The organism is Priestia sp. 10L35 (assembly GCF_056395685.1).
Window position 1 is genome coordinate 684,092 of the sequence record NZ_JBFTKA010000003.1, and the last position, 22,413, is coordinate 706,504.

The 22,413-nt window shown below is 37.5% G+C and carries 32 protein-coding genes; 11 read left to right on the plus strand and 21 right to left on the minus strand.

Going from position 1 to position 22,413, the window contains the following annotated elements; all coding sequences use genetic code 11:
* Nucleotides 1-3: 3 nt before the first annotated feature.
* From AC1DEF_RS14810 to AC1DEF_RS14830, 5 genes are all read right to left on the minus strand, one after another.
* The gene (locus AC1DEF_RS14810; protein WP_082178509.1) at nt 4-777 is read right to left on the minus strand and encodes an ABC transporter permease; all 774 of its coding nucleotides are present in this window, start codon (nt 775-777) and stop codon (nt 4-6) included.
* Between the two features lie 13 nt (nt 778-790).
* Nucleotides 791-1,618: an ABC transporter G family protein gene (locus AC1DEF_RS14815; RefSeq protein ID WP_097822904.1), complete on the minus strand. Its 828-nt coding sequence runs from the start codon at nt 1,616-1,618 to the stop codon at nt 791-793.
* Nucleotides 1,615-2,340 carry an ABC transporter ATP-binding protein gene (locus AC1DEF_RS14820; RefSeq protein WP_097822905.1) on the minus strand — a complete coding sequence of 242 codons (726 nt, stop codon included), beginning with the start codon at nt 2,338-2,340 and terminating at the stop codon, nt 1,615-1,617. Before AC1DEF_RS14820 ends, AC1DEF_RS14815 begins: the two co-directional genes overlap by 4 nt.
* Nucleotides 2,341-2,403: 63 nt before the next feature.
* Nucleotides 2,404-2,667, minus strand: a complete 264-nt coding sequence (locus tag AC1DEF_RS14825; protein ID WP_097822906.1) for a YesK family protein — start codon at nt 2,665-2,667, stop codon at nt 2,404-2,406.
* A 54-nt stretch (nt 2,668-2,721) separates the two neighbouring features.
* Nucleotides 2,722-3,033 carry a hypothetical protein gene (locus AC1DEF_RS14830; RefSeq protein ID WP_097822907.1) on the minus strand — a complete coding sequence of 104 codons (312 nt, stop codon included), beginning with the start codon at nt 3,031-3,033 and terminating at the stop codon, nt 2,722-2,724.
* A gap of 557 nt (nt 3,034-3,590) precedes the next feature.
* On the opposite strand from AC1DEF_RS14830, the gene AC1DEF_RS14835 reads away from it, so the two are divergent.
* Genes AC1DEF_RS14835 through AC1DEF_RS14845 form a run of 3 tightly spaced genes read left to right on the plus strand, consistent with a single transcriptional unit; the run spans nt 3,591 to nt 4,810 of the window.
* Nucleotides 3,591-4,073, plus strand: coding sequence for a DUF2975 domain-containing protein (locus AC1DEF_RS14835; protein ID WP_097822908.1), 483 nt, complete (start codon nt 3,591-3,593; stop codon nt 4,071-4,073).
* Between the two features lie 28 nt (nt 4,074-4,101).
* Nucleotides 4,102-4,581, plus strand: a complete 480-nt coding sequence (locus AC1DEF_RS14840; RefSeq protein WP_097822909.1) for a DUF2975 domain-containing protein — start codon at nt 4,102-4,104, stop codon at nt 4,579-4,581.
* 10 nt (nt 4,582-4,591) lie between these two features.
* Nucleotides 4,592-4,810 (plus strand): helix-turn-helix domain-containing protein, encoded by a 219-nt coding sequence (locus AC1DEF_RS14845; protein ID WP_097822910.1) that lies wholly within the window; start codon nt 4,592-4,594, stop codon nt 4,808-4,810.
* A gap of 269 nt (nt 4,811-5,079) precedes the next feature.
* Here the strand turns inward: AC1DEF_RS14845 and AC1DEF_RS14850 are convergent, their stop codons facing one another.
* The 4 genes from AC1DEF_RS14850 to AC1DEF_RS14865 form a co-directional block, all read right to left on the minus strand.
* Entirely contained in the window at nt 5,080-5,499 is a 420-nt protein-coding gene (locus AC1DEF_RS14850; RefSeq protein ID WP_097822911.1) for a GNAT family N-acetyltransferase, read from the minus strand.
* 197 nt (nt 5,500-5,696) lie between these two features.
* Nucleotides 5,697-6,104: a universal stress protein gene (locus AC1DEF_RS14855; RefSeq protein ID WP_057244203.1), complete on the minus strand. Its 408-nt coding sequence runs from the start codon at nt 6,102-6,104 to the stop codon at nt 5,697-5,699.
* A gap of 14 nt (nt 6,105-6,118) precedes the next feature.
* Nucleotides 6,119-7,585 carry a SulP family inorganic anion transporter gene (locus AC1DEF_RS14860; RefSeq protein WP_097822912.1) on the minus strand — a complete coding sequence of 489 codons (1,467 nt, stop codon included), beginning with the start codon at nt 7,583-7,585 and terminating at the stop codon, nt 6,119-6,121.
* Nucleotides 7,586-7,807: 222 nt separating this feature from the next.
* Entirely contained in the window at nt 7,808-8,008 is a 201-nt protein-coding gene (locus AC1DEF_RS14865; RefSeq protein WP_097822913.1) for a helix-turn-helix domain-containing protein, read from the minus strand.
* Nucleotides 8,009-8,239: 231 nt separating this feature from the next.
* Here AC1DEF_RS14865 and AC1DEF_RS14870 point away from each other — a divergent pair, with 231 nt between their 5' ends.
* Complete coding sequence (locus tag AC1DEF_RS14870) at nt 8,240-8,782, plus strand: recombinase family protein (protein WP_097822914.1); 543 nt, start codon at nt 8,240-8,242, stop codon at nt 8,780-8,782.
* A gap of 70 nt (nt 8,783-8,852) precedes the next feature.
* On the opposite strand, the gene AC1DEF_RS14875 is transcribed toward AC1DEF_RS14870, so the two are convergent.
* The 3 genes from AC1DEF_RS14875 to AC1DEF_RS14885 form a co-directional block, all read right to left on the minus strand.
* Nucleotides 8,853-9,464, minus strand: a complete 612-nt coding sequence (locus AC1DEF_RS14875; RefSeq protein WP_318331156.1) for a DUF421 domain-containing protein — start codon at nt 9,462-9,464, stop codon at nt 8,853-8,855.
* Nucleotides 9,465-9,630: 166 nt separating this feature from the next.
* Nucleotides 9,631-10,014: a DUF302 domain-containing protein gene (locus AC1DEF_RS14880; RefSeq protein WP_318331155.1), complete on the minus strand. Its 384-nt coding sequence runs from the start codon at nt 10,012-10,014 to the stop codon at nt 9,631-9,633.
* Nucleotides 10,015-10,135: 121 nt separating this feature from the next.
* On the minus strand, nt 10,136-10,849 hold the full coding sequence (locus AC1DEF_RS14885) for a DUF4396 domain-containing protein (protein ID WP_097822917.1): 714 nt from the start codon (nt 10,847-10,849) through the stop codon (nt 10,136-10,138).
* A gap of 153 nt (nt 10,850-11,002) precedes the next feature.
* On the opposite strand from AC1DEF_RS14885, the gene AC1DEF_RS14890 reads away from it, so the two are divergent.
* Nucleotides 11,003-11,332, plus strand: a complete 330-nt coding sequence (locus tag AC1DEF_RS14890; RefSeq protein WP_028409479.1) for a four-helix bundle copper-binding protein — start codon at nt 11,003-11,005, stop codon at nt 11,330-11,332.
* A 107-nt stretch (nt 11,333-11,439) separates the two neighbouring features.
* Here the strand turns inward: AC1DEF_RS14890 and AC1DEF_RS14895 are convergent, their stop codons facing one another.
* A complete protein-coding gene (locus AC1DEF_RS14895; protein ID WP_097822918.1) occupies nt 11,440-12,282 on the minus strand; it encodes a LysR family transcriptional regulator in 843 nt (280 codons plus the stop codon).
* A gap of 117 nt (nt 12,283-12,399) precedes the next feature.
* Here AC1DEF_RS14895 and AC1DEF_RS14900 point away from each other — a divergent pair, with 117 nt between their 5' ends.
* A complete protein-coding gene (locus AC1DEF_RS14900; protein ID WP_097822919.1) occupies nt 12,400-13,143 on the plus strand; it encodes an SDR family NAD(P)-dependent oxidoreductase in 744 nt (247 codons plus the stop codon).
* Between the two features lie 86 nt (nt 13,144-13,229).
* Here the strand turns inward: AC1DEF_RS14900 and AC1DEF_RS14905 are convergent, their stop codons facing one another.
* Nucleotides 13,230-13,949 carry a nucleotidyltransferase domain-containing protein gene (locus AC1DEF_RS14905; protein WP_097822920.1) on the minus strand — a complete coding sequence of 240 codons (720 nt, stop codon included), beginning with the start codon at nt 13,947-13,949 and terminating at the stop codon, nt 13,230-13,232.
* Between the two features lie 266 nt (nt 13,950-14,215).
* Here AC1DEF_RS14905 and AC1DEF_RS14910 point away from each other — a divergent pair, with 266 nt between their 5' ends.
* Entirely contained in the window at nt 14,216-14,476 is a 261-nt protein-coding gene (locus AC1DEF_RS14910; protein ID WP_029323251.1) for an HPr family phosphocarrier protein, read from the plus strand.
* A gap of 198 nt (nt 14,477-14,674) precedes the next feature.
* On the plus strand, nt 14,675-15,736 hold the full coding sequence (locus tag AC1DEF_RS14915) for an NAD(P)-dependent alcohol dehydrogenase (RefSeq protein ID WP_097822921.1): 1,062 nt from the start codon (nt 14,675-14,677) through the stop codon (nt 15,734-15,736).
* A gap of 80 nt (nt 15,737-15,816) precedes the next feature.
* On the opposite strand, the gene AC1DEF_RS14920 is transcribed toward AC1DEF_RS14915, so the two are convergent.
* The 3 genes from AC1DEF_RS14920 to AC1DEF_RS14930 form a co-directional block, all read right to left on the minus strand.
* Entirely contained in the window at nt 15,817-16,206 is a 390-nt protein-coding gene (locus AC1DEF_RS14920; protein WP_097822922.1) for a MerR family transcriptional regulator, read from the minus strand.
* Between the two features lie 248 nt (nt 16,207-16,454).
* On the minus strand, nt 16,455-16,631 hold the full coding sequence (locus tag AC1DEF_RS14925; RefSeq protein WP_223260221.1) for an aspartyl-phosphate phosphatase Spo0E family protein: 177 nt from the start codon (nt 16,629-16,631) through the stop codon (nt 16,455-16,457).
* A 242-nt stretch (nt 16,632-16,873) separates the two neighbouring features.
* Nucleotides 16,874-17,062 carry a hypothetical protein gene (locus AC1DEF_RS14930; RefSeq protein WP_013058178.1) on the minus strand — a complete coding sequence of 63 codons (189 nt, stop codon included), beginning with the start codon at nt 17,060-17,062 and terminating at the stop codon, nt 16,874-16,876.
* 275 nt (nt 17,063-17,337) lie between these two features.
* Between AC1DEF_RS14930 and AC1DEF_RS14935 the strand changes: the two genes are divergently transcribed.
* Both AC1DEF_RS14935 and AC1DEF_RS14940 read left to right on the plus strand, forming a co-directional pair.
* Nucleotides 17,338-17,865: a cupin domain-containing protein gene (locus AC1DEF_RS14935; protein WP_016764982.1), complete on the plus strand. Its 528-nt coding sequence runs from the start codon at nt 17,338-17,340 to the stop codon at nt 17,863-17,865.
* 225 nt (nt 17,866-18,090) lie between these two features.
* Nucleotides 18,091-18,402: a hypothetical protein gene (locus AC1DEF_RS14940; protein ID WP_097822923.1), complete on the plus strand. Its 312-nt coding sequence runs from the start codon at nt 18,091-18,093 to the stop codon at nt 18,400-18,402.
* Between the two features lies 1 nt (nt 18,403).
* On the opposite strand, the gene AC1DEF_RS14945 is transcribed toward AC1DEF_RS14940, so the two are convergent.
* The 4 genes from AC1DEF_RS14945 to AC1DEF_RS14960 all read right to left on the minus strand — a co-directional run bounded on the left by AC1DEF_RS14945 (nt 18,404) and on the right by AC1DEF_RS14960 (nt 21,872).
* A complete protein-coding gene (locus AC1DEF_RS14945) occupies nt 18,404-18,559 on the minus strand; it encodes a hypothetical protein (protein WP_162488940.1) in 156 nt (51 codons plus the stop codon).
* Nucleotides 18,560-18,744: 185 nt separating this feature from the next.
* A complete protein-coding gene (locus AC1DEF_RS14950) occupies nt 18,745-19,452 on the minus strand; it encodes a hypothetical protein (RefSeq protein ID WP_097822924.1) in 708 nt (235 codons plus the stop codon).
* Nucleotides 19,453-19,467: 15 nt separating this feature from the next.
* A complete protein-coding gene (locus AC1DEF_RS14955) occupies nt 19,468-20,622 on the minus strand; it encodes a ParM/StbA family protein (protein WP_097822925.1) in 1,155 nt (384 codons plus the stop codon).
* Between the two features lie 380 nt (nt 20,623-21,002).
* Complete coding sequence (locus tag AC1DEF_RS14960; RefSeq protein ID WP_097822926.1) at nt 21,003-21,872, minus strand: STAS domain-containing protein; 870 nt, start codon at nt 21,870-21,872, stop codon at nt 21,003-21,005.
* A gap of 233 nt (nt 21,873-22,105) precedes the next feature.
* Between AC1DEF_RS14960 and AC1DEF_RS14965 the strand changes: the two genes are divergently transcribed.
* Nucleotides 22,106-22,318 carry a cold-shock protein gene (locus tag AC1DEF_RS14965; RefSeq protein WP_016764987.1) on the plus strand — a complete coding sequence of 71 codons (213 nt, stop codon included), beginning with the start codon at nt 22,106-22,108 and terminating at the stop codon, nt 22,316-22,318.
* The last annotated feature ends 95 nt before the right edge of the window (nt 22,319-22,413 follow it).

The window sequence follows — 22,413 nt, forward strand, 5'->3', positions numbered from 1 at the left end:
AGCTCACCCTACCCATTCTTTCTTTTTCCATACGAATAGGTTTATTATAAGGCTAATAAGCAAAATTGGAAATAATAGGTTCACTAAAAATTCAGAGTTTGGCCTGCTTAATTCATGAAAAACAGAATCGGTTACGGAGAAAAAGAAGCTTAGTTTATCTGACACATACACACTTCCAATTAAAGCACCAATAGTTGCTACGTAAGATAAAATGGAATTAGGCATAAGAACACTCAGGATACTCCCGATACTAATAACCGCTATAAAGATGCAAAAACAAATGCCGTAAAATTTCAGCGAATATAGGAACGCCCCTAAAGTCCCTAGCGTATGTCCGCCTAAAAACGTTGTTTCGTTTACGTGAGGCATAGCTAGCTTCCCAACACACGTGCCCACTACCCAAGTAATACAAAGAATAAGAAAAACTAACAAACATTGAACGGCCCATTTTACAAAAAACAGTTTTACACGATGATGCGGTCGAATCAATACCATGCGCAAAGCTCCGGACGTGTACTCGCCGTTAAAACTATCTGCAACAAACATAGGAATGACAATAAACGTAATAACAAACGACAGTTCTCGAAGAAACAAAGGCGCGGAATTTAAAGAATCAATTTTCACGTCATGATCTGCATCGAAAAACGAAGTGCCTCCCATTCGAAATAAAAAGAACCAAATAAAAGCAAGTAACCCTGCGTACACGGCTAATACAGCCGCTGTTTTCTTTCGTTTAAACGTTCGCTCTAATTCACTGATAAAAAGTCCTGTCATCATGTCTTCTCTCCTTTTATAAAAATGATTCTTTTTTTCGAATCGCTACATACGTTAAACCGCTAAAAAACAGAACATAAAAACCTAACACGCCGAAATTCCAGCCTACAAATTGCGGTTTCTCTGCCATCATGACTGTGATTCCCTGCCATTGAATCATCGGTACAGAAGTAAAGAAAAGCTGTCCAAAAAGCTCTTCACTCATCCACTGCCTAAATCCCGTTAATAAAGTTGGATACGACAAGGAGATTAGTATAAAAGCAACACCAATTCCAACAGCCGTAGTGGTCGTTTTGCTGATAACAGAGATAAAAAACAGCACACAGCATATCGCAATAGTCGTCAAGTAGGCATATCCATAGAATGAAAGATTATATACTAGCGCTTCTTTTATGCTGAAAGCATGACTGTGATAAAACACAAAGTAGGTTTGCGGATGTTCAAACATCAGAAAGCCTATCACATAGCTCATACAAAAATACGTAATAAAAAACAGTGCATTAAACAGCAGAATCACTGCGGCTTTTGCTAGGATGATTTCTTTAAACGAATATGATCGTATCATGACCATTCGCAGCTGTCCTGACCGGTATTCGCCGGTAACAACGAGCGTAATAAAAACTAAGAACATAGCATTAAAAACGGTAAATAACATTTCGGCTAAGCTCAGTACAGGAAAGTTTCCCGCAAACGTATACTGTGGTAAGTCGACTGTGAGTGCTCCGTTTTCTTTTTGGAGATAGGAAGAAGCAACTAACAGCACCACCGGCACTAATAGAAAGGTCAGCCACGCCACTTTTCGTTTCCAAAGTCTTTCCCACTCCGCTACTAACAGCTTCTTCATTGTGACACCAGCTCTACAAATGCATCTTCCAGATTTTTACCGGATGCTAACTGGTCTAAAGCGCCGTCCCATATTAGCTCTCCTTCTCGCATCACGACAATTTGATCACATACTCGCTGTAATTCATCCAGCAAATGACTAGAAATCAAAATCGTTTTGTTATAGTGGCGTTTTAAGGTGAAAAGAAGCTCGCGCAGTTCACGTACGCCCATTGGATCTAAGCCGTTGGCTGGCTCATCCAGTATTAATAAGTCCGGGTCGCCTAAAAGCGCTTGAGCAATTCCGAGCCTTTGCTTCATCCCAAGAGAATACGTTCGAACTTTATCATTTTCTCTGCCGGTTAGCCCCACAATATCAAGCACTTCTTTTACTTTTTGCTGCCTTTCTTTCTTTGTTGGAAATGAATGCAGGCGAGCTAAATTTGTCAGGTTTTCTTTTCCTGTCATATAAGGAAAAAAGATGGGCGACTCCACAATTGCGCCAACGCTTTGCAGCGCTTCTTTTCTTTGTGAAAAAATATGTTTGTTATTAATAAAAACTTCTCCCCCGGTTGGTTTAATCAACCCCGTCAACAAACGAATTAAGGTCGTTTTACCAGCACCGTTTGGCCCTAGCAATCCGCATATTTCCCCTTCTTTAATTTGAAACGATACTTCTTTTACTAAGTGACGACGTCTTACTTTTTTCGAAACGCTTTTTACATCTAAAATGATATTTTTCATATTAAATCCCCCCTACACGTAGTATAGGAGGGATTTATAAAGAATTTATAAAGTTTATAAAAATTATTGTACAGGCTTTTTAGCTACAATATAGGATACAAGCGCGAATAAAAGCAAAAACACAGATAAAAACAAATAGCCCGCACCTTCAAAACCTCTTATTTCTACATAGCCAATGTAAAAAAGAACGGCGGCAGCCATAACGGTTAGCATTGAAGGAAGCATTCTAATGACTTTGTTCCACTTCATCTTTCTGAACAGCCAAGTTACAAGGATTATAAGTACACCTGGCAGCAGCGCAATCAATAAAGGACCGCCTATCATCATAATCTATCAACCTCTCTAGAACCTTATCATTCATCTATAATAAAAATAATAAGCTTACGGTTCAGAAATGCCATTCGCAATTGCTAATAAAAAAATTAAGCCGGAAAGCAAAACAAAAAAGATACTGTTTGCGATAATGCTAAACCACACAACGCTCGGTTTTTTGGTTCGAACTCCTAAAACTAATGCCACAATAAAGCCAATATCTATCGCAAAAAACAGCCACAGTAGAATGGTCAAGTCACCGGTTTCACTTGGGAAAATTGAATTTTGGGGAAGCAGCCGATTTGCAAAAAATACAACAAACGCAGCCGCCAGTAAAATAACTGTCAGTAAAATCGGCTTATTTTCCTTTGGAATACTCATTTCAAATACCTCCTGACTAAAGAAAATAATACCATATATTATTAAATAGACATATACAGATTCCATAGTCTCAATATCAAAAAGAAAAAAGGACATAGATTTTTATTAACGGGTTCTTTTCTAAGGTGCAAAATTTAATTTCATCATGCATTTTTAGCATGAAGTCACACATGAATTCACGTTTTTTATTTGCTTGTATTACTTCTATATTTGCTATTCCCCCTGAAATTCAAGCAGGAATTCGCATGAAACTTCTCCACTATGGAAATAATTATTTGAATTTAACCGTGAATTATTTAGTGAGTTTTAAAGATATTATTTATTTTAAGTAGGGTCTGATATCTTTCGTTGTTGATTTTGGAAGTTTTGTTGAAAAATTTATAAATTTAACCTTCTAAAGTAAGAACATTTCTTTGTATTAAGAAATGCTTTTTATTTTGTTTAAAATTAAAAGGATATTTCAGTAACAACAATAATATAATATAAAACGATAATATTTTATTGTAAAACGATAAATCATATGTTAAATTCGTATTATCATTAGTGAGGTGTTTTTTATGAATGTTAAACGAGGCTCTACCACTTTCTTAAAGGTAATAATTTTTCTGATTGGAATTGCAGTGCTTGCCGCATGTATATTTTTGTTGCCTGAGGCAGCCAGAAGAGATGCTATAGAGCGTCCTGGTGATTATTCGTTATATCCACTGTTGGTATGTACATATGGAATATGTATTACATTTTCTTTGGCGTGTTATCAAGCTTTTAAACTTTTAACCTATATCGAGAAGAATAACGCTTTCTCTGAGTTATCTCTTCAATCTTTGAAGGTAATAAAAAAATGCACTTTTACTGTCATTTTGTTTATTTTGTTAGCAATAGTTTATTTAAGGGCGCATGCTCAATTCACAGGTGATGATGCAGCAGGTCCAATATCTCTAGGTCTAATGGGCATCTTGGCAACAAGTATCATCGCAGCCATTGTGGACGTGTTTCAAAAACCTATAAAGAATGTCATGGATTTACAGACAAAAAACAATTAATATTTTGAAATATAGAAGAGGTGTTTTTATGAAGATAGCAACCACATTATTTTTGAAGATAGCAGTTATTCTCATTGGAATTTTGGTTCTCACTTTGTGCATATTTCTAGTTCCTGAACTGGCAGATGCGGTAGCGGAGTTCTTAGGTATTCATTCCATAGAATATATAATTTTCATTCTTTTATATGGAGGAACATTACCTTTTTACTTCGCCCTTTATCAAGCTGTTAAACTGTTGAGTTATATTGACAAGAACATTGCTTTCTCCGAATTATCTGTTCGAATTTTAATGAGCATCAAATACTGCGCCATTTCTATCTGTAGTTTGCATGTCTTAGGTTTGCCCATCTATTATCTCGTGGCAGATAAAGACGATGCCCCAGGTCTCATTTTTGTTGGAATGGTCATTCCTTTTGCTTCGTTGGTTATCGCAGTTTTTGCTGCTGTTCTCCAAAGACTTTTGCAAGAAGCGATTAACATAAAATCAGAAAATGATTTAACGGTCTGAGGTGTAGGATATGGCAATTATTATTAATATTGATGTGATGTTAGCAAAACGAAAAATGAGCGTAACGGAGCTTTCAGAGAGGGTTGGAATTACTATGGCGAATCTTTCCATCCTAAAAAATGGAAAAGCAAAAGCGGTTCGTTTTTCAACATTAGAAGCAATATGCAAGACTTTGGATTGTCAGCCAGGTGATATTTTGGAGTACAAAAGCGAGGAAGACAATCAATAATAAAAGACAACAAATCCCTTCAACCATGAGGATTAAGTATTGAAATTAAAATGAAGAGACAGCTTAATTGCTGTCCCTTCTCTGCTTTTATTGATTTATTTAATTAGAGAACTTGATTGAGAATTATATTGATATTGATAACAAAAAGTGTGATGCGATTTGCAATGTTTGCACTTCAAAAGGGAACACGTTAGATTTTCTATGTCCTCTTTATTATTCATTCGGTACATACTTTAAAATGTCCCTTGGTTTGCAATCTAACACATAACTTATTCCAAATATTCTTCCGCTAAAGAAGGATTTAAATAACGAGCCATTCCAGTTTTCATTTTCCGAAATCCTGCTTTTCTATAAAACTCTTCATTACCTGCTGTAGAAACAAGATGAACGCAGGAAATATCGTCAAGCTGAGCAAGTAAGTTTTTTATAACTTTCTGTCCAATTGCTTTGTTTTGATACTGCTCGTCAACCACAACATCATAAATGGCAGCATTAAACACACCGTCTGAAAGAGCTCTCCCAAACCCTGCTATATTATCTTCATCATAAGCGATAGCTACTACGTTGCTTGATTGAAATACTTTTTTAATTTTTTCTTCATTATGGTTCGTCCATCCTACCGAGTGATAAATTTCTTTCATTCTCGACCACTCAACATTTTCTATAGAATTTGAAAGGGAAATCTTCATACAACCTCCTCCTTTTATTTTTATATAAACTATTTCTTTTTTCAAAACCAAAAGTCCTTGGCAGATTATTACGAGTATGTGTATACGATAAAAAGTATCATACATGTTAGTAATGATTTATAAACGTTAACTGCTATATTCAAACGCAAAAAAGGTACAAATCGTCTACGATTTGTACCCACAATACCTACGTTCACTTACTTAATAATCATAACCGGACAGTGTACTCGTTTAGCTACTTTATGACTGACGCTGCCTAGCACCATTTCTTGAAGAGAATTTAAGCCGCGGCTTCCTATTACAACAAGATTAAAGTTGTTTTTATTGGCGTAGTCTACAATGGTTGGCCCAGGATCGCCGCGTTCTATTTTAAGCTGATACGCTATCTGCTTCTTTTCAAAGCAACTCTTTATTTCTTCGAGCGCTTGCTGTCTTTTTTGTTTCAGCTCTCCATGTAAAATCTCGGTTTTCGCTTTTGATAAGTCAATAACCGAAATAATTTCTACTTGTGATTGCGGTATGAAAGAAGCAACTTGTATCGCATGCTCCGCGGCTCTTTTTGAATGTTCCGACCCATCTACAGCTAACAAGATTTTTTGATACATTCATTGTCCCCCTATCAATGAGCTGATGCTCTTGCGCTCGGCTTATTGTAAGTCGCTAACCTTTGAAGCAACTCTTCACTTACATCATTTAAACCTGTCAGCTTCACCTCAGCAGACGTTTGTTCTTTTAGCTTCAGTACGATTTTATCGATAGCCGCTACGGCTGAGTCATCCCAAATATGCGCTTCTGAAAAATCAATTAAAATTTGATCTTGTTTTTCTGTAAACGAAAATGAGTTTACAAAGTCTTCTACAGAGGCAAAGAACAGCTGACCTTTTACTTTGTAAACCGTTTGGTGCTCCGATTCTTTTGCTGACACGTCTAGCTTTGAAATTTTAGCCGCAAAGAAAACTGCGCTTAAAATAACACCAGCAATAACTCCTTTTGATAAATCATGGGTTGCTACAACGGTAATCACGGTCACAAGCATCACGACTGTATCTGTTAAAGGGACTTTGGTTAGTGTACGAAGTGAAGACCAGTCAAATGTTCCGATCGATACCATAATCATGACCCCGGCTAGTGCAGCCATTGGAATTTTGACAACCCAGTCGCCGAGCACCAAAATGAGAAACATTAGAAATAGACCCGCTACGAACGTTGATAAACGACCGCGTCCTCCTGATTTTACATTAATAACGGTTTGACCAATCATCGCACAGCCGGCCATGCCGCCAAAGAAACCAACGACGATATTCGCAATTCCTTGCCCTCTGCTTTCTTGATTTTTATTACTAGACGTATCTGTCATATCATCCACAATCGATGCTGTTAGCAGCGATTCTGTTAATCCAACAATAGACAGCCCTAGCGCTGTTGGAAAGATGATGGACAGTGTTTCCATATTCCAAGGAACGTTAGGAATAGAAAAGATCGGCAGTGACTTTGTAATCTCTCCCAAGTCTCCTACTGTACGCAAATTGAATCCTCCGAAAATAGCTACAATTGTCATAACGACAATGGCTACTAATGGAGAAGGAACCGCTTTTGTAAAGCGCGGTAACACGTAAATAATGACCAGTGTTAGCGCAACAAACACATAGGTCATTGTTGAAATTCCTACGAAGTGCGGAACTTGTGCCATAAAAATTAAAATAGCTAATGCGTTCACAAACCCAACCATCACGGAGCGAGGAATAAATTTCATAAAGCGAGCAATTTTAAAAATGCCAAACAGGAGTTGAATCACACCCGTTAAAATAGTCGTTGCCCATAAATACTCCATTCCATGTTCTTTTACTAGCGTCACCATCAGCAGAGCCATCGCACCGGTAGCTGCTGAAATCATGGCAGGACGCCCTCCTACAAAGGCCATCACAACTGCGATACAAAAAGATGCGTGTAGGCCCACCATGGGATCTACCCCGGCAATAATGGAAAAAGCAATGGCTTCTGGAATGAGGGCAAGCGCTACGACAATACCTGAAAGGATATCTCCTTTTACGTTGCCAAACCACTCCATTTTTAATTTATTGAACATGATAACCAAAAACACCTTTCTTTCTATACTAAAAAGCATTTATAACAACTTTTCTAGCTTTCGAATAGCGGAAATGATAAAATAAAGAACCAAAATAGAACGTTTATGGTACTTAGGATATATAAAAATGCGTAAAGGCGGTTTGTTTATTTCTATTATGTTCCGCTTTACTGAAAAGTTGCATTCATATACAGTTCCACTACGTTTTTAACTAGAACATGATTAAGAAGAAATCAGCGCCTCTATTTTTTCCTCATTTAATCCAAACGCTTCTTTCACTTTATTCTCTAAGTCCTCTGTAATTCTTCTCTTCCCAACTTCCACTAATGCAATGAGTGAAAAGCTGCAGTTTACCATTTTAGCAAAATTTCGCTGATTTAAATTGTAGCTTTTTCGAATCAGTTTAATGGTCTCTTTATCCATATTACACCTCGCTTTTCTTTTATAAGTGGCTTCCAACTCTCATAGAAGCCGAGACGTTGTTAACAACTAAAACTCTAGCAGACCTAAATCAAAATGTCTATCATTTTTTGTACCAAAAACGATCTTTTTCGGAACTACACTCCTTTCTATACTGAAAAGAAATGTTATGGGTGGAAGGAATTTGGTACAATAGGTAAATATAAATAAACAATCCGTGCAGGAGATGGTGTAGTGATTATTGGTTATACCCGTCCATACAGCGAAGATGAAAATGTGGACAAACAGTTACAGGCATTGCAGCCTTTTAATTGCGATAAAATTTATCAAGAAAAAACAAACTCCATAAAGAAAAGAGTAGAATTTGATGAGATGGTAGCCTCGCTTCAGCCGGGCGATACAGTCGTTGTGTATAAATTTTACTGTATTGCAGACTCTACTCGGCACCTCATTGAATTAATTGAATATCTTTTTGACAATGGCGTTCACTTTGTATCCATTTTGGATGACGTTGATACGTCCACGCCACAAGGAAAAACCTTTTTCAGTACCATTAAACGTATTGGAGAATTTCAGCATGACGTCATCAGCGAGCGCACAAAAGCCGGTCTTCAAGAAGCAAAATCAAAAGGAAAAAGCGGCGGCCGTCCAAAAAAGCCTGACTATAACGTCCATCGAGCGCTTGACATGTACTGGAGTAAAAACTATACGATTGCTCAAATAACGGAAGCTACAGGTATAAGCAAGACGACTTTATACCGTTACTTAGATAACTGAAGCAGTAAAAACACATGCAAAAAAGACGGCCTTTTATCCGGGAAAAGAGCCGTCTTTTTTAGTGGCTGTATCACTGAAGGTATTTAGGGTTTGGTTTAGAATCGTGATTAATTTCTTCAAATATATCTGAAGAAGGGTTAGACCACACTTTGTTATGTAAAGTTTGGACAGGGACGCTGGTTTGAGAAAAGGATGGCATATATAATTCCATTAACTGTTTAAAATCACCTACAGTCAATGGTTTTGCATCTTCTTGAAGTTCGTACCCTAGCTGTCCATTTGGTTCAATTGTTGCAGTTTTAACATCTTTTATAGTTGATATGCCTGCATTTCGTAATCTCATTTCTAATTGATCGGCGGTTAAACGTAATTTTTTAAGCTGCTTAGTATCTAATTGACCATTATTTATAACGATTTTAGACTTACCTGTCAGAAATTTTTCAAACCCATTAAACTTTAATTGTAAATACTCTAAAACTAAAATAGCAAGAACAAAGATAGCAGCCCCGCCAATCGCTTTTAGCATACTTTTTTCAACAATGGGTTGCACGATGATGGTACCTAGAGAAAGCATAACGACCGTTTGAGCGAGCGTCATTTGTGCAATCGATTTTCTTCCCGCTATTCTTAGTAATAATATTCCCGATAAAATTAAGATTGCAGATTGCCAGATAAAATTCATAATATCATCCTTTTTACTACAGTTTGCTTTTAGAGTAGGCAACTGAAAGCAAATTATTCATGTATTAAAAATTTCGTTTCCACTTCTCATATCTTAATAAGTTTAAAAAACAAAAAGATACCCCTCAGGTATCTTTTTGTTTTGATATTTTTTCTCTGAGTAACACTTACACCGATTGATCAATACAGTGGATTAGCCTTATTTCAATATCTTCTGCCAGTCGTTGAAGCTCTTCATTATGAAGCATATTAATCATCGCCGTAGGCCTAGGCATGCCAATCTTTATTTCACTTCCATCTTGATATACAACCATTTTACAAGGCAGAAAGTATCCTACTAAGAGATTTTGCGATAGAACTCGCTGAGCTTCTTTCGGATTGCACACTTCTAATACTGTAAACGGTGTATGAAAGTCCTGCCCTTTTTCCTGTAGCTTTGCAGTTAAATCGAAATTCCACAACACACCGAACCCTTCGCTTTTTAAGTTTTCTTCTAGAGAACTAATCGCTTCTTCTAAGCTTTTCGGTGTTTTTACCGTGTAATCAAACATCAAATCTCCTCCTGTTAAATTAAAATGATTTCCTTTTTCACAGGAAACTGGGAGTTGATACTATTCTGCCCCATCCTGTAGCTTTAAACCTGATATCAACGGCAGCAGCCCCAAGTAAAATCTACATCGCATGTTTTACACCTTTTTTAACAAGTACCCAGTTAGCTGGATAGCTTGTACAAAAGCCAATGATCATGGCGATTTGCATCATAAACCAAAAGACCGCGCTGTCTGGTTTGGGTGCCTGTGCAAAAAAGACATAATGTGATAAAGCCATCCAGCCGAACATCCCGATTTCAAAGGCAATAAGCGACCATGTATCCGCTCTTACAGCGTTTTTCAACTCCTCTTTTGAGCTAGTATCTTTCATACTCATGCCGTAGTATTGAAAAGCAATTCCCGCTATATAAGCAAGAATAAATTCCGCTACGTAATCCGCAAAAAGTACGCTTCCAGCAATCGTCCATCCTGTTAAAAATACAATCGGTGCACCAATTAAATCTCCAATCGAGCACCCGCTGCTGCAGTGCGTAGTCGATACAAAAACACTTTGCCAAAAAGGCTTTTCACTATGATGGTGCTCATGATGATCTTCATGGTTACCGTGCATATGTTCAGAGGAATGATGAGCGTGATCGTGTTTTTTTCGATCTTTACGCCCTAATTTAAAGTAAAACCATATCCCGGCGACAGGAAAATAGAGACCCGTAATAGGCCAGACAATATTCATCACAAACATCATCTGCGGATGCCTGATCACGTCGATTGTAATAACTAAAAATTGAATAATTCCAATTGCAATAGCTATATAAGAAAGTATTTCTAGCCAGCTCATGTACTACACTCCTTTAAGATTTATCTATCAACTACATACCCTCCACCCCTATATTTAAACATAAAAGACCACCTGCTCATTTTTATTATGTTTAATAAACCAAACGATAGTCTAATGTAATAGAGAGAAGAAAAAATAAGGAGGAATTTTACAATGTCTAACGAAAATTATCAAACTGTTATTCAAACGCTGCATGACTGTATGAGTGCCTGCAACCATTGTTTTGATGCTTGTCTAAAAGAAGAAAATGTGGGTATGATGGTGGACTGTATCCGTTTTGATCGAGAATGTGCAGATATTTGCGGATATTTGGAACAAGCTCTAGAAAGAGGAACTCCTTTCGTTGCTGAACTGGCTGGGGTTTGCGCCGAAATTTGCGAAAAATGTGGAAATGAGTGTAAGAAACACGATCATGACCACTGTCAAAAATGTGCGGAAGCTTGCTTGAAATGCGCGGATGAGTGTAGAAAATTAGCTGCATAATCTTTGGAACATAAGAAAGCTAGAACCCTTGAAGCGCATTTCAGGCATTAAGGGTTCTTTTTAATGTATTGGAAAAGAGAAGACATCACGCCACCTCAGGACAGAATCTATAGACTCCCTAAAAAATGAATAAACTTTTTAAGACTTTGAGAGCGCTGCTTCCCTTTCTTTACTACAAAATCAATATGAACGTCTTCTGAAAGCTCTTGATATTCAATGCTTTTCATATCACCACGAGAATTTACTACGCTAGCCGGGACTACACTCATGCCTATTCCATCACGAACGCCTTGTAAAATAGCTTCTAATGAATCAAATTCCATAATATTGGCTTTATGTATATGATGTTCTTTTGAAAACTCTAATAGTCTGTTTCTATAGATGCAGTTTACATCACTATTAATGAGTAACGTTAGTTGACCTGTTTCTGCTCTCTCTGCGGATAGAGGTGAAATAAGCACCATTTTTTCTGCATAGTGATAAACCGTTTCAAACTGAGCCTCATTATAGATACCGCTAAGAAAAAGTCCGTCAATTTCTCCGTACGAGAGCATTTCTTGTAAGACTTGTTTTCTATCTGTTTTTATTTTAACTTCAATATTTTGTTGTTCTTTCAGAAAAGATGAGAATAAAGAAGGAATTTTAATAGCGGAAATCGTCTGCGAGGCACCAATAATCAAGGATCTTTTAAACTTATTCGGATTAACTTCTGCTTTAGCTTCCTCCATTAAACGTAAAATACGCTGTGCGTAGTCAAACAAAGCTTCCCCTTCGTTTGTTAACGTAACTCCTCGATTCGTACGTATCAATAATTTGGTGTCTAATTCTTCCTCTAGATTTTTAATCCGCTGGCTAATATGCGGTTGAACATATCCTAATACCTCCGCAGCTTTTGATAGTGATTTTGTTTCTGCCACACATTTGAAAATTCGTAAGTCTTGGCTTTCCAATTTCAATTCCTCCGTTGCTATCATTTTAAATGATACCGCTCTTAGTATTACCTATTATATCCTTTTTCTGATCGAAGATATAATAAAAGATGTTAAGAGAAAGGAAGGTTTATAGAAGTGAACAATTTTAAAAATAAAGTATTTATTATTACGGGCGGCGGCACTGGTATAGGCAAAGCAACGGCTTTAAAGTTAGCAGATAGAGAGGCAAAACTTGTGATAAACTACAGTTCCTCAGAAACAGAAGCGAAAAAAGTTGTGGAGGAGATTGCTGAAAAAGGAGGCATTGCGTTTGCTTTTCAAGCGAACGTAGCCAGTGAGCACGAAGTTAATAATATGATTGATCAAACCATTGCACAATTCGAACGGTTAGATGGATTAGTGAATAACGCTAGTATTACAGCTCAAATCCCCATGAATGACTTAGAGTCTGCAACGGATGACATATGGAACTCTTTATATGATGTAAACGTAAAAGGTATGTTTCACTGTGTAAAAGCAGCCGTTCCACATATGAAAAAGCAAAAGTCAGGGGCGATTGTTAATGTAGGAAGCGTTGCGGGTACAACTGGAATCGGCTCGTCTATTCCCTATGCAGCGACAAAAGCAGCAATTCATACGATGACGAAATCGTTAGCGATTGCACTGGCACCACATATTCGAGTAAACTGCATCTCTCCTGGTGCAGTCGACACAAGGTGGTGGTCTGGCAACGAAGACAAAATGTATCAGCTTGCGGGAAATTTACCTCTTCAGCGCATTTCTTCTCCCGAAGATATCGCAGATGCTATTCTGTTTCAGTTAAAACAAGAGTCCGTGACCGGCCAAGTGTTTACGATCGATAACGGACAAACTCTTTAAGCATACGTAAATATTTCTAAAAAACAACTCCACTACTAGCAAGAAATAGTAGTGGGGTTATAACAAGCTCTCTGCTACTGATTTTATCATTCTTTCCCCAAGGAAAACCCTTCAAACAGCCGGCCTCCATGGGGTGCTAACACTTTATCGACTAGTTGAATTATTTTAACTTTACTCCCTGTTTTATAAAAGATTTCGAATGCCTCCACAAACTCTTTACTAAAGCTTTTATTGTAGTTATTCAAAGACCGTACAATCCATTTAGAATCCCCGATCCAATGACCGTTCGTTCTTAATACAAATTCATGAGTTATGTAAGCGAGCGTGTTAGCAATAAAAAGTGATTCACCTGTATTTGAAGAACCGATTAAATCATCTAAGGCATCACTTATAAAATATCTTTTTAATCTAATCGTCTCTTCCGGCCATTTTTCCGGACCTTTTTCTAGTAATTGTGCAGCTTCTTTTTTTATAGCCTGCATCGTTCCTTTATCCACTAAAATAATTCCCTCGGAAATCATTCTTGGGAGTGACGGTCTAGCCCTCTTACAGTCGCTTTTAAAAAAGGCTTGGTATGAAGTCAGACTATGACCAAAAACTTCAATTGCCCATCCAAATTCAATGAGTGACTCCCTAAAAGAAGAGGTGAAATTGTCATCAAAAATAACAATATCAAGGTCGGACGTATGTGTAGCTTCGCCTCTCACTACGCTTCCGGCGAGTAATGCACCTTGGCAATGAGGGTAATGTTTAAAAATGAATTGTGTAGCTGCTTGCAGCGGTTCTAACCTTTTTATCTCTTTCATCGTATTCCTCCAGAAAATGATATATATTATTTTTCTGGTTAGAACGCGGAAATTCCTTTAAACATAAGTGCTTATTTATTTAACCTTCCTGAACATGTGTACCGTATTTTCTTTTAGTTACCATCATTTAAATGACTAGTAGAAACGATTGCTGCTCCCCATACATTCATAAATGACTCTTTTATCCAAATTACCTCTTGCCTTAAAGTAGACTTTAACGTTTAAGCTAGTTTTATAGCTTTAAAAAACAAAAAAGGAGAAATACTATGCTGATTAAAAGGATTATGGTGCAACTCCCCGGCGGACTTCAGGCTAGACATACAGCTTTATTTGTACATAAAGCTTTCTCTTTTAAAAGTAACATTCTTCTTGCGAAAGACGGAAAATCTGCGAATGCCAAATGCATAATGAAGGTTATGGAGCTAGCTGTTAAAGAAGGAGATGAAATTACCTTACTGACAGGTGGAATCGATGAACACGCCGCCGTTCGCACCCTTGAAGAATTTCTTTTAACTAAACATAGATAAAAAGCTGCTACACTATTCCTTACTCTCCTTTTTTCATAAAATCATAGAAAGCAAAATTTTTTAAAAAAACTCTTGCTTTAAAGTCGACTTTAACGTTTAAGCTAGTGTTGTAGCTTTTAAATACATCAAGCGTAGTCAGTGAATGCCATTGTGCTAGCAACTGGTTATGTTTAATACGAAAGGATTGTGTTTTTACTTATGTGTAATAATCATCAACATACAACAACATCACGTGTTCTAAGTGCGCCGCATGCAAAGGCAAAATTCGAGAACACGACAATTGAACGCAGAGAACTGCGAGCAGACGACGTTTTAATTGATATTAAGTTTAGCGGTATCTGTCACTCTGATATTCATAGTGCATTTGATGAGTGGGGCGGCGGAATGTTCCCGATGGTTCCTGGTCATGAAATCGCAGGAGTAGTTGAAGCGGTTGGAGAAAGCGTAACAAAATACAAGGTTGGCGATCGCGTTGGCGTGGGATGTTTCGTTGACTCTTGCGGAGAGTGCGAGTACTGTGTGAACGGTGACGAGCAATACTGTACAAAAGGCGTTGTTCAAACGTATAATTCGTTGGATTATGACGGAAATCCTACATACGGCGGCTACAGCCAAAAAATCGTCGTAAAAGAAGGATTCGTTGTTCGTATTCCTGATAAGTTAAGTATGGATGCAGCAAGTCCCCTTCTATGTGCAGGTATTACAACATTTTCTCCGTTAAAGCACTGGAATGCTGGCCCTGGCAAAAAAGTGGCGATCGTGGGAATGGGCGGTCTTGGACATGTAGCGATTCAATTTGCACATGCAATGGGTGCTGAAGTGACGGTATTGAGCCGTTCTAACAATAAAAAAGAAGAAGCTCTAAGCTTTGGCGCAGATCATTATTTTGCAACAAGTGATGAGACGACATTCACTGAATTAGCGGGTCGCTTTGACCTTATCTTAAACACAGTATCGGCTAACCTGAACGTGGATCAATATTTATCATTACTTCGCGTAGATGGAACGCTTGTTAACGTTGGCGCACCGGCTAACCCAGATCAATACAGCGTATTCTCACTTATCACGGGACGTCGCAGCATTGCTGGTTCACTTGTAGGCGGCATTCGTGAAACACAAGAAATGCTTGATTTTGCGGCTGAACACGGCGTTGCTCCTATGATTGAAGTTATCGATGCTAAGCAAGTAGATGAAGCGTACGAGCGCGTTCTTCGCAGCGACGTTCGCTATCGATTTGTTATTGACATTTCTACACTGTAAATTTAGAAAAAAGCGGGCAGCTAATTGGATGAGCTGCCCGCTTTTTATTTCTTTATAAAATACGAAAAACAACCGATAAATTAGGCTTTAGATGAAAGCTCTTCCTGATACTTTTGTTCTAATTTATCATAGTAATCAATTTTCGTTTCCACTTTTCTAAAAGCTGCGTCCAGCTCTCTTTGTTTTTCCATCATTTTCTCTCTATGCTTTTTAAATATCTGCTTGCGCAAACCGATTGTATCATCGCCTTCTTGTGTTAATTCAACAATTTTACGTAATTCTAAAAGGGCAATATCCGTTTTTCGTAAGCAAATAATAAATTCTAACCACTCGATATCGGACTCACTAAAAATACGATTTCTGTTCTCATCTCTTTTTATAAAAGGTAAAAGCCCTTGCTGTTCGTAGTATCGAAGCGTATGCGGAGGCAGCCCTACCTTTGCAGCGGCCTCTTTAATATGATATTCCATTCCACTATACCCTCCATCGCCATTCTTAGTGCGGCGTTTGCTTTATGTATCTAAGCTTCCCTTTTTACGGGTGCTTTCAACTCTTTTTCTAGGTTTCTACTATACAATATATATAATAGATTCCACTATTTTCTTTACTATGAGGTAACTGTATAAATAGTATCATAAACATTAAAATAAACGTTAAGGCAACTTATAAAGAGCTGCCGTGAAGTCAGCAGCTCTTTTCATTTTTATATAAAATACGATTAATCTGCGGCCATCACTTTACTTAGTTCATTTAATAAATAATCAAGGGTTTGACTGATTCGAACTGTATTACGACTTGTAAGACCTTCTGTAAGTCCTAACATAACCATGTGCTCTCTTGCTGTTTCGATTTCTGTCATTAAGACTTGCATGACAACTCCTTTATACCACTTCACAGCTCATCACCCCTTTTTACTATACATATATCTCATATGCGGTAATCTTAAACCTATCATACAGGTTTTTGGGGGTGAATAACGAGTTTTAGACCTTCAACAGTTGTATTTTTTATGAAGTAAATATACTAATATACTTATTGAAATAGAAAGTATCACTCCACTTTCTGTGAGAAGTTAAGAAAAGGCCTCCTAAATGGAGGCCTTTTCTTATTTCTTATAAAACAGTCTAATACAAAGCCTTAGCCTCTAAAATATTCTCTATAATACGAACCTTTCTCACACTCTATCTCATAGCGCAGCCTAGTTTGCTTTCTGTAAAGCTCTTCGGACAGCTCATTAAATTCACCTTCTGTGATAGATCCATGAATTAAATTGTTGAATAAATTATTAAGATGTTCAGTTAATTCTTGAAGTTTTTTTTCTTTCAATGAACGTCACCCTTTAAAATAATTTTCATCTTCTAAAATTATATCAAATAAAACGTTTTCATACGATATATTTTTTACTGAATTATCGTATTAAAGTGATGAAATTATTTTTTAACCACCCCAAAACAATCAAAGAGCTCAGATAAATCATTAATCACATGATTTCAGTAAAAAATAAGTGCATAAAGACCGCGGACAAAAAGGCAAATGGTATCAACCGTTTTGACAAAAGCATAGGATGAAAAGAAAAATTAAACGAGAAAAGGAGAATGAGTATGCACTATACACCTTATTACCATCAGTGGCAGACTCCAGTGTATTACGGCTGGCAGCCATATAGTTATTATGTGCCGAATCACTATCACACTAGCGAACAGTTTCAGCAAAGAAACGGTAAATTAAAGGACTACGGACCAAGGCCGTTTGTTATTAACATTAATGAAGCATCAAAGCAAAACAATACGTACCGCACTGCTTTATGGACGGGAACACATTTACAAGTGACGCTAATGAGTCTTAAGCCCGGTGAAGATATCGGCTTAGAAATCCACCCTAACGTTGATCAATTCCTGCGCATTGAACAAGGGCAAGGCGTTGTTCAAATGGGCAAAAGTAAAAACAATCTAACCTTTAAACGAAAAGTCTACGATGACGATGCGATATTTATTCCTGCCGGAACGTGGCATGATGTCACCAATACGGGTACCACTCCGCTAAAGCTTTACTCCATATACGCTCCGCCAAACCACCCATTTGGTACGGTTCATGTGACAAAAGCAAACGCTCTGGCTGAAGAACATTAAAAATAAGCAGAGCGTTATGCAGGATTGGAACGCTTTTTCAGAATCAATACTAAATGAATAGACGGATGTTGACTAAAAAAGCCCTCTAGAAAATCGGTGTATGACCTTTTCTAGAGGGCTTTTTTTAAACTTGCTATACATACAGGATTTTATAGCCAAGGAAAGAATTATAGAATGAACCCAATCTTTTTAAACAACTTAAAATAACTGAAAGGCAAACAGGCGATGAAATTATTTTATAAAATTCCCAAATCAAACGTACATCCTTCTCTTAAACTAGCAAGAAAAATTCTATATACATCGGTAGAAGCAGTCATTATGACCATGCTTGTGATTAAATCTTTTACTGTGGCCTATGAAAACGACATAAATTTAATTCTTAGGCAGCTAAATGAACTAAAAGCTTCCATTGGCGGATTTGGCATAAACGAATCGTTATTTTGGTTTATGATAAAATGCAGTATCTTCACTATTGTTACATTCGATCTTTGCTTATACGTCCGAAAAATGCTAAAAAGAAACAAAAGAGCTTTATGATTTATACGCTAAAGCTTTTACATTGGACCGCTGTTAATTTCCGTGCAAGGCTTCGCTTTCCCCGGGCGGTCGATGAGCCTCCTCGTCGCTTGCGCTCCTGCGGGGTCTCACCTGTTCCGCTTTTCCCGCAGGAGTCTTCGCCTTGCCCTCCAATCAACAGCTAGAAGCATTTAAACACATGAAACCTACATTCAGCATACCAATAAAAAGCCGAACAAGTTGGATTCACACTCAAGAATCAAACTCGTTCGGACCTTTCTTCACCTAAAACACTTTTGTTCCGTCCTCATGTTTAATAGAAAAATAATAAAAGTAGAGGCATATTACGCCTCTACTTTCTGTTTAGAAATCTACATCGATATCTTCTTGAATGGTTCCGGTCACTTTTTCACTTTTAATTAATTGACCTTCTTTAAATGTTTCTTCTTCCTCATTTTTAATGGATTTCAGCTGCTTATAGGAAGGAGCTGACGCAGAGCCCAGCTCTTTTTTAAGCAAATGAATTTCGCCTAACAGCTCGGCTCTCAATGAATGAATTAACGATTGAAACTCGTCTTCCCGGCTGTCTTTCTGCCCGTTTTGTTCCACAAGCTTCGCTACATAATCCTGAAGGTCCTTTGCCTGCGAGGCCTCATACTCCTCACGATTTGCAGCAAGACTTGAATTCATTTCTTTTTTTAGTAAGTCAATTTCGCCCAACAGCTCTTTTCGAAGTGAATGAACGAGCGTCTCCACTTCATTTTCTTTGCTCTTTTTTTGCAAGTCTTGCTGTATGAGTCTTACTACATAGTCCTGCAGCTCGTTTGCCTGCTGTTTTTCTTTCAGAAATGAAGACACTTCTGACGGAATGTCAGCAGTGTCGATTGTGAAATTTGCACCTTCATCTCTATTACTTACGGTCTTTTCCCTTGCTCCCATCATATCTGCTGATAGATTGCCAGCTGTCAGAAACGCATTTGATAGTAAGTAAAACGGTGCAGCCATTTGGGAGCTTAGCTGACCGTACCAATCATCTAGTGCGTCCTTAAGGCGAGTGTTTTGATGACTCATATATGCTCCCCCTTTTTAAACGTGAACTGCGTTTGTTTCATGTCTGCTTAAAATTTCAAGACCGTATAAATTTAATTTGCGCGTCTCCGGCAAGAAAAGATGATTTTCTTCTCTGATTTCTTCCCCGTACATGTTATCAATCTGCTCTGCAATAAACTGTTGAAGGATAGGAGCCAGTCCTCCAATATAAATATATTTATAGACTTTATCTTTTGGCGATGAAAATAGATTTTCAATTTTCGTTAATAAAATTTGCGTGTATTCTCTAAGCGAAGCGTGAATAGGCTCCGTGAGATCTACTTTTTTCCCGCTATTGCCGTCTCTTTGCTCCATTTTTGCTTTATGGATATTAGCAATAATAAACTCTTCTAATGAACGAACATCATCAAAATACTCAAGCAGTTTTTCATTTCTTAGCTTTTCAATATGCTTCAAATATGAAATATCCGTAAGACACTTCAGCGAATTTCTGCTTTTAGGAGCTTGAAGTCCTGCAGGAAGAAGCGCAAGGTCAACCGTGCCTCCGCCCAAATCTACAATTAGCGTTTCAAAATGTTTGAATGCATTTGCTTCTTCTCTATCTTGTAATTCAAAATCTTTTTTGATCGCCCAGCGAGCAACTTCACTTTCAATACGGCATTTGCTCGTTTCAATGTTCACAGTGAGCGTTTTTTCTAATCCAGGAGTCAATACCGTAACCGTGTGCTCTCCTTGAAAACGTTCGGCCATCTTCTGCTGCATTTCACTGAATTTATTTGTTTTCTTAAGCAGCCAAATCGGAAGCATAGTCGAGAAATAATTAATCGTCACATGATTATCCTCTTTGTCTTTTCCTTTAAGTATGTTGTAATAAGCAACTGAAGCTAAAAACATCACATAAGGAATATCGGATTCAGTTTTATTATGTAACTTATTAATATGGATATTGCCTAGCACGTGTTTCTCTGCTGCGTCTCCTACTAAATAATACTTTTCTACTCCTTCGATTGTTGTAGAAATCAGTAAATTTTGAAGAAGTAATTCCGGTTCATTTACACTTGAAGGAAAATGACCTTCTGCCTGATCTTTTGTGATTTCTACTACGTTTGTAGGAATTTCATAGTAATAACCATCCACTAGCGTTTGAAAAATTGAGTTACCAAAATCAACGTTTTGACGTTTGATATCCATCCTTGTTTCTCCCCTTTATCTTTTCGTGACAACACTAATAAGTATATATTTTCCTCATTTGTTTGTCTAAGTATTTAAATAATTTATGTTATTCGAAATTGACAATTAATTAATTTTAGACGGCTAATGTAATTGAAAAGCACTTGGAATGCTTCTTTTTACCAGTACCCCTTTTTACAAGGAATGTAACATGTGACGCTGTGACTTTCCCTTAATTTTTTTGCAATATAAGCCCTTCAATCACCAGCTAGAAGCAGCCACATACATGAAACCTATGTTCACCCTAACACCAAAAAAACCCGAACCATCACTCAGATTAATAGTTCGGATTTAACTTCAACTAAAATATTTTTGTCTCAGCCTCTGGGCTTTTTTATTTATTAATAACGCCATTTGTCTTTTTTTCTTTGCGGATTTTCTGGCAGTTTACTAAAGCCTATTTCTTCAAGACCTTTTTCTAATGTCGCTCTTGTTTTGATTGTTCCAAAATCCACGCCTAAATCCACAACGGTTTGCGCGATTTCCGGACGTATTCCGGTAATCATCGTTTTAGTGCCGATAAGCTGTAAGGCTTTTACAATTTGAAAAATATTGTCCGCTACCATCGTATCGACGATAAGAACACCTGAAATATCAAATATTAAATAACTCAGCTGCAGCTGAGCGCTTTTTTCTAAAGCCGTTTCCATAATAAGCTGCGAACGATGCGTATCAATTTGTCCAACGATTGGCATCACAGCGATTCCTTCAGAAAGAGGAACGATGGGAACTGATAATTCTTCTAGCGCTGCATAAGCGCGTTTTATGGTGTCCGTATTATGTTCTTCGTAGATTTCGACAAATATATGATTAAGCTGATCAAGCATCGGATCAATTTTTTTACTTACATCAAGCATCGTAATAGGAGCAAACTGCTTCTGCTGCAGCTCTTCTGTAAAAACACCCCATATCACTGTTCGAAACAGCGCAAGTGATTTTAACGTTTGGCTCAAAGAAAGTCCGTTTTCCACAGCCACTTTTCCTATATCTGTCCCCCACTGAACGATTTTCTTTAAAACGACCGAGCGCTCCTCGAATAACGACTCGCCTAAATACTCAATGAGTTCTGCTCTCCATTTTAAAACTTCGCTTTCTTCGTGGTAAACCAGCTTCCGCTTATATTCAGAGTCCATCAGATCAGAAAATTGTATCGCTAATTCCTGCTTATTATCGATAATTTTCTTCCCTATATATAACAACTCATCCCTCATTTTTTTCTTTATCTCCTTTAGTTAGCAGAATTAACGATTACATTTTATAACAATAGTTATATCACATACAATATAAAAATATAACCGAAATAAAAAAATTGTTAGGCCCCCCCCTATTTACTTTTACCCCTATTCTTCTAATCAGTATACCTGCCATAATAGGATTGAAATTTCAGCGTTTGGGTAAAAAACTACTATGAATTTATTTCTATACTTATAAGGGGGCTTTTTCAATGAGCAAACATAAAGGAACCGTTAAATCTTTCAACGAATCAAAAGGATCTGGATTTATTACACCCGAAGACGGATCAAAAGAAGTGTTCGTTCACTCCAATGCGATTGACCGTGAGGAATATAAAAACCTGGCAGAAGGACAAAAAGTAGAGTTTGAAATCCAAGAAGGAGCTAAAGGACCCAGCGCTATAAAAGTACACCCAGTTGACTGATAGAGTGACATTTACATACAGATTATGGGTAGACTGTCAAATCAAATACTTTTCGAACCCAAAAACACCTCTTCGCCTTTTGTTCGAAAGAGGTG

Excerpts from the sequence above, each read along its gene's own strand:
- AC1DEF_RS14955 (WP_097822925.1), bottom strand. The coding sequence starts at position 20,622 with ATGGATATCAAACGTCAAAACGTTGATTTTGGTAACTCAATTTTTCAA.
- AC1DEF_RS14940 (WP_097822923.1), top strand. The coding sequence starts at position 18,091 with ATGAAATTATTTTATAAAATTCCCAAATCAAACGTACATCCTTCTCTT.
- AC1DEF_RS14950 (WP_097822924.1), bottom strand. The coding sequence starts at position 19,452 with ATGAGTCATCAAAACACTCGCCTTAAGGACGCACTAGATGATTGGTAC.
- AC1DEF_RS14855 (WP_057244203.1), bottom strand. The coding sequence starts at position 6,104 with ATGTATCAAAAAATCTTGTTAGCTGTAGATGGGTCGGAACATTCAAAA.
- AC1DEF_RS14830 (WP_097822907.1), bottom strand. The coding sequence starts at position 3,033 with ATGAGTATTCCAAAGGAAAATAAGCCGATTTTACTGACAGTTATTTTA.
- AC1DEF_RS14890 (WP_028409479.1), top strand. The coding sequence starts at position 11,003 with ATGTCTAACGAAAATTATCAAACTGTTATTCAAACGCTGCATGACTGT.
- AC1DEF_RS14965 (WP_016764987.1), top strand. The coding sequence starts at position 22,106 with ATGAGCAAACATAAAGGAACCGTTAAATCTTTCAACGAATCAAAAGGA.
- AC1DEF_RS14880 (WP_318331155.1), bottom strand. The coding sequence starts at position 10,014 with ATGTTTGATTACACGGTAAAAACACCGAAAAGCTTAGAAGAAGCGATT.
- AC1DEF_RS14845 (WP_097822910.1), top strand. The coding sequence starts at position 4,592 with ATGGCAATTATTATTAATATTGATGTGATGTTAGCAAAACGAAAAATG.
- AC1DEF_RS14810 (WP_082178509.1), bottom strand. The coding sequence starts at position 777 with ATGATGACAGGACTTTTTATCAGTGAATTAGAGCGAACGTTTAAACGA.
- AC1DEF_RS14920 (WP_097822922.1), bottom strand. The coding sequence starts at position 16,206 with ATGGAATATCATATTAAAGAGGCCGCTGCAAAGGTAGGGCTGCCTCCG.
- AC1DEF_RS14910 (WP_029323251.1), top strand. The coding sequence starts at position 14,216 with ATGCTGATTAAAAGGATTATGGTGCAACTCCCCGGCGGACTTCAGGCT.
- AC1DEF_RS14835 (WP_097822908.1), top strand. The coding sequence starts at position 3,591 with ATGAATGTTAAACGAGGCTCTACCACTTTCTTAAAGGTAATAATTTTT.
- AC1DEF_RS14850 (WP_097822911.1), bottom strand. The coding sequence starts at position 5,499 with ATGAAGATTTCCCTTTCAAATTCTATAGAAAATGTTGAGTGGTCGAGA.
- AC1DEF_RS14905 (WP_097822920.1), bottom strand. The coding sequence starts at position 13,949 with ATGAAAGAGATAAAAAGGTTAGAACCGCTGCAAGCAGCTACACAATTC.
- AC1DEF_RS14840 (WP_097822909.1), top strand. The coding sequence starts at position 4,102 with ATGAAGATAGCAACCACATTATTTTTGAAGATAGCAGTTATTCTCATT.
- AC1DEF_RS14815 (WP_097822904.1), bottom strand. The coding sequence starts at position 1,618 with ATGAAGAAGCTGTTAGTAGCGGAGTGGGAAAGACTTTGGAAACGAAAA.
- AC1DEF_RS14960 (WP_097822926.1), bottom strand. The coding sequence starts at position 21,872 with ATGAGGGATGAGTTGTTATATATAGGGAAGAAAATTATCGATAATAAG.
- AC1DEF_RS14885 (WP_097822917.1), bottom strand. The coding sequence starts at position 10,849 with ATGAGCTGGCTAGAAATACTTTCTTATATAGCTATTGCAATTGGAATT.
- AC1DEF_RS14820 (WP_097822905.1), bottom strand. The coding sequence starts at position 2,340 with ATGAAAAATATCATTTTAGATGTAAAAAGCGTTTCGAAAAAAGTAAGA.
- AC1DEF_RS14860 (WP_097822912.1), bottom strand. The coding sequence starts at position 7,585 with ATGTTCAATAAATTAAAAATGGAGTGGTTTGGCAACGTAAAAGGAGAT.
- AC1DEF_RS14825 (WP_097822906.1), bottom strand. The coding sequence starts at position 2,667 with ATGATGATAGGCGGTCCTTTATTGATTGCGCTGCTGCCAGGTGTACTT.
- AC1DEF_RS14875 (WP_318331156.1), bottom strand. The coding sequence starts at position 9,464 with ATGAATTTTATCTGGCAATCTGCAATCTTAATTTTATCGGGAATATTA.
- AC1DEF_RS14935 (WP_016764982.1), top strand. The coding sequence starts at position 17,338 with ATGCACTATACACCTTATTACCATCAGTGGCAGACTCCAGTGTATTAC.
- AC1DEF_RS14865 (WP_097822913.1), bottom strand. The coding sequence starts at position 8,008 with ATGGATAAAGAGACCATTAAACTGATTCGAAAAAGCTACAATTTAAAT.
- AC1DEF_RS14915 (WP_097822921.1), top strand. The coding sequence starts at position 14,675 with ATGTGTAATAATCATCAACATACAACAACATCACGTGTTCTAAGTGCG.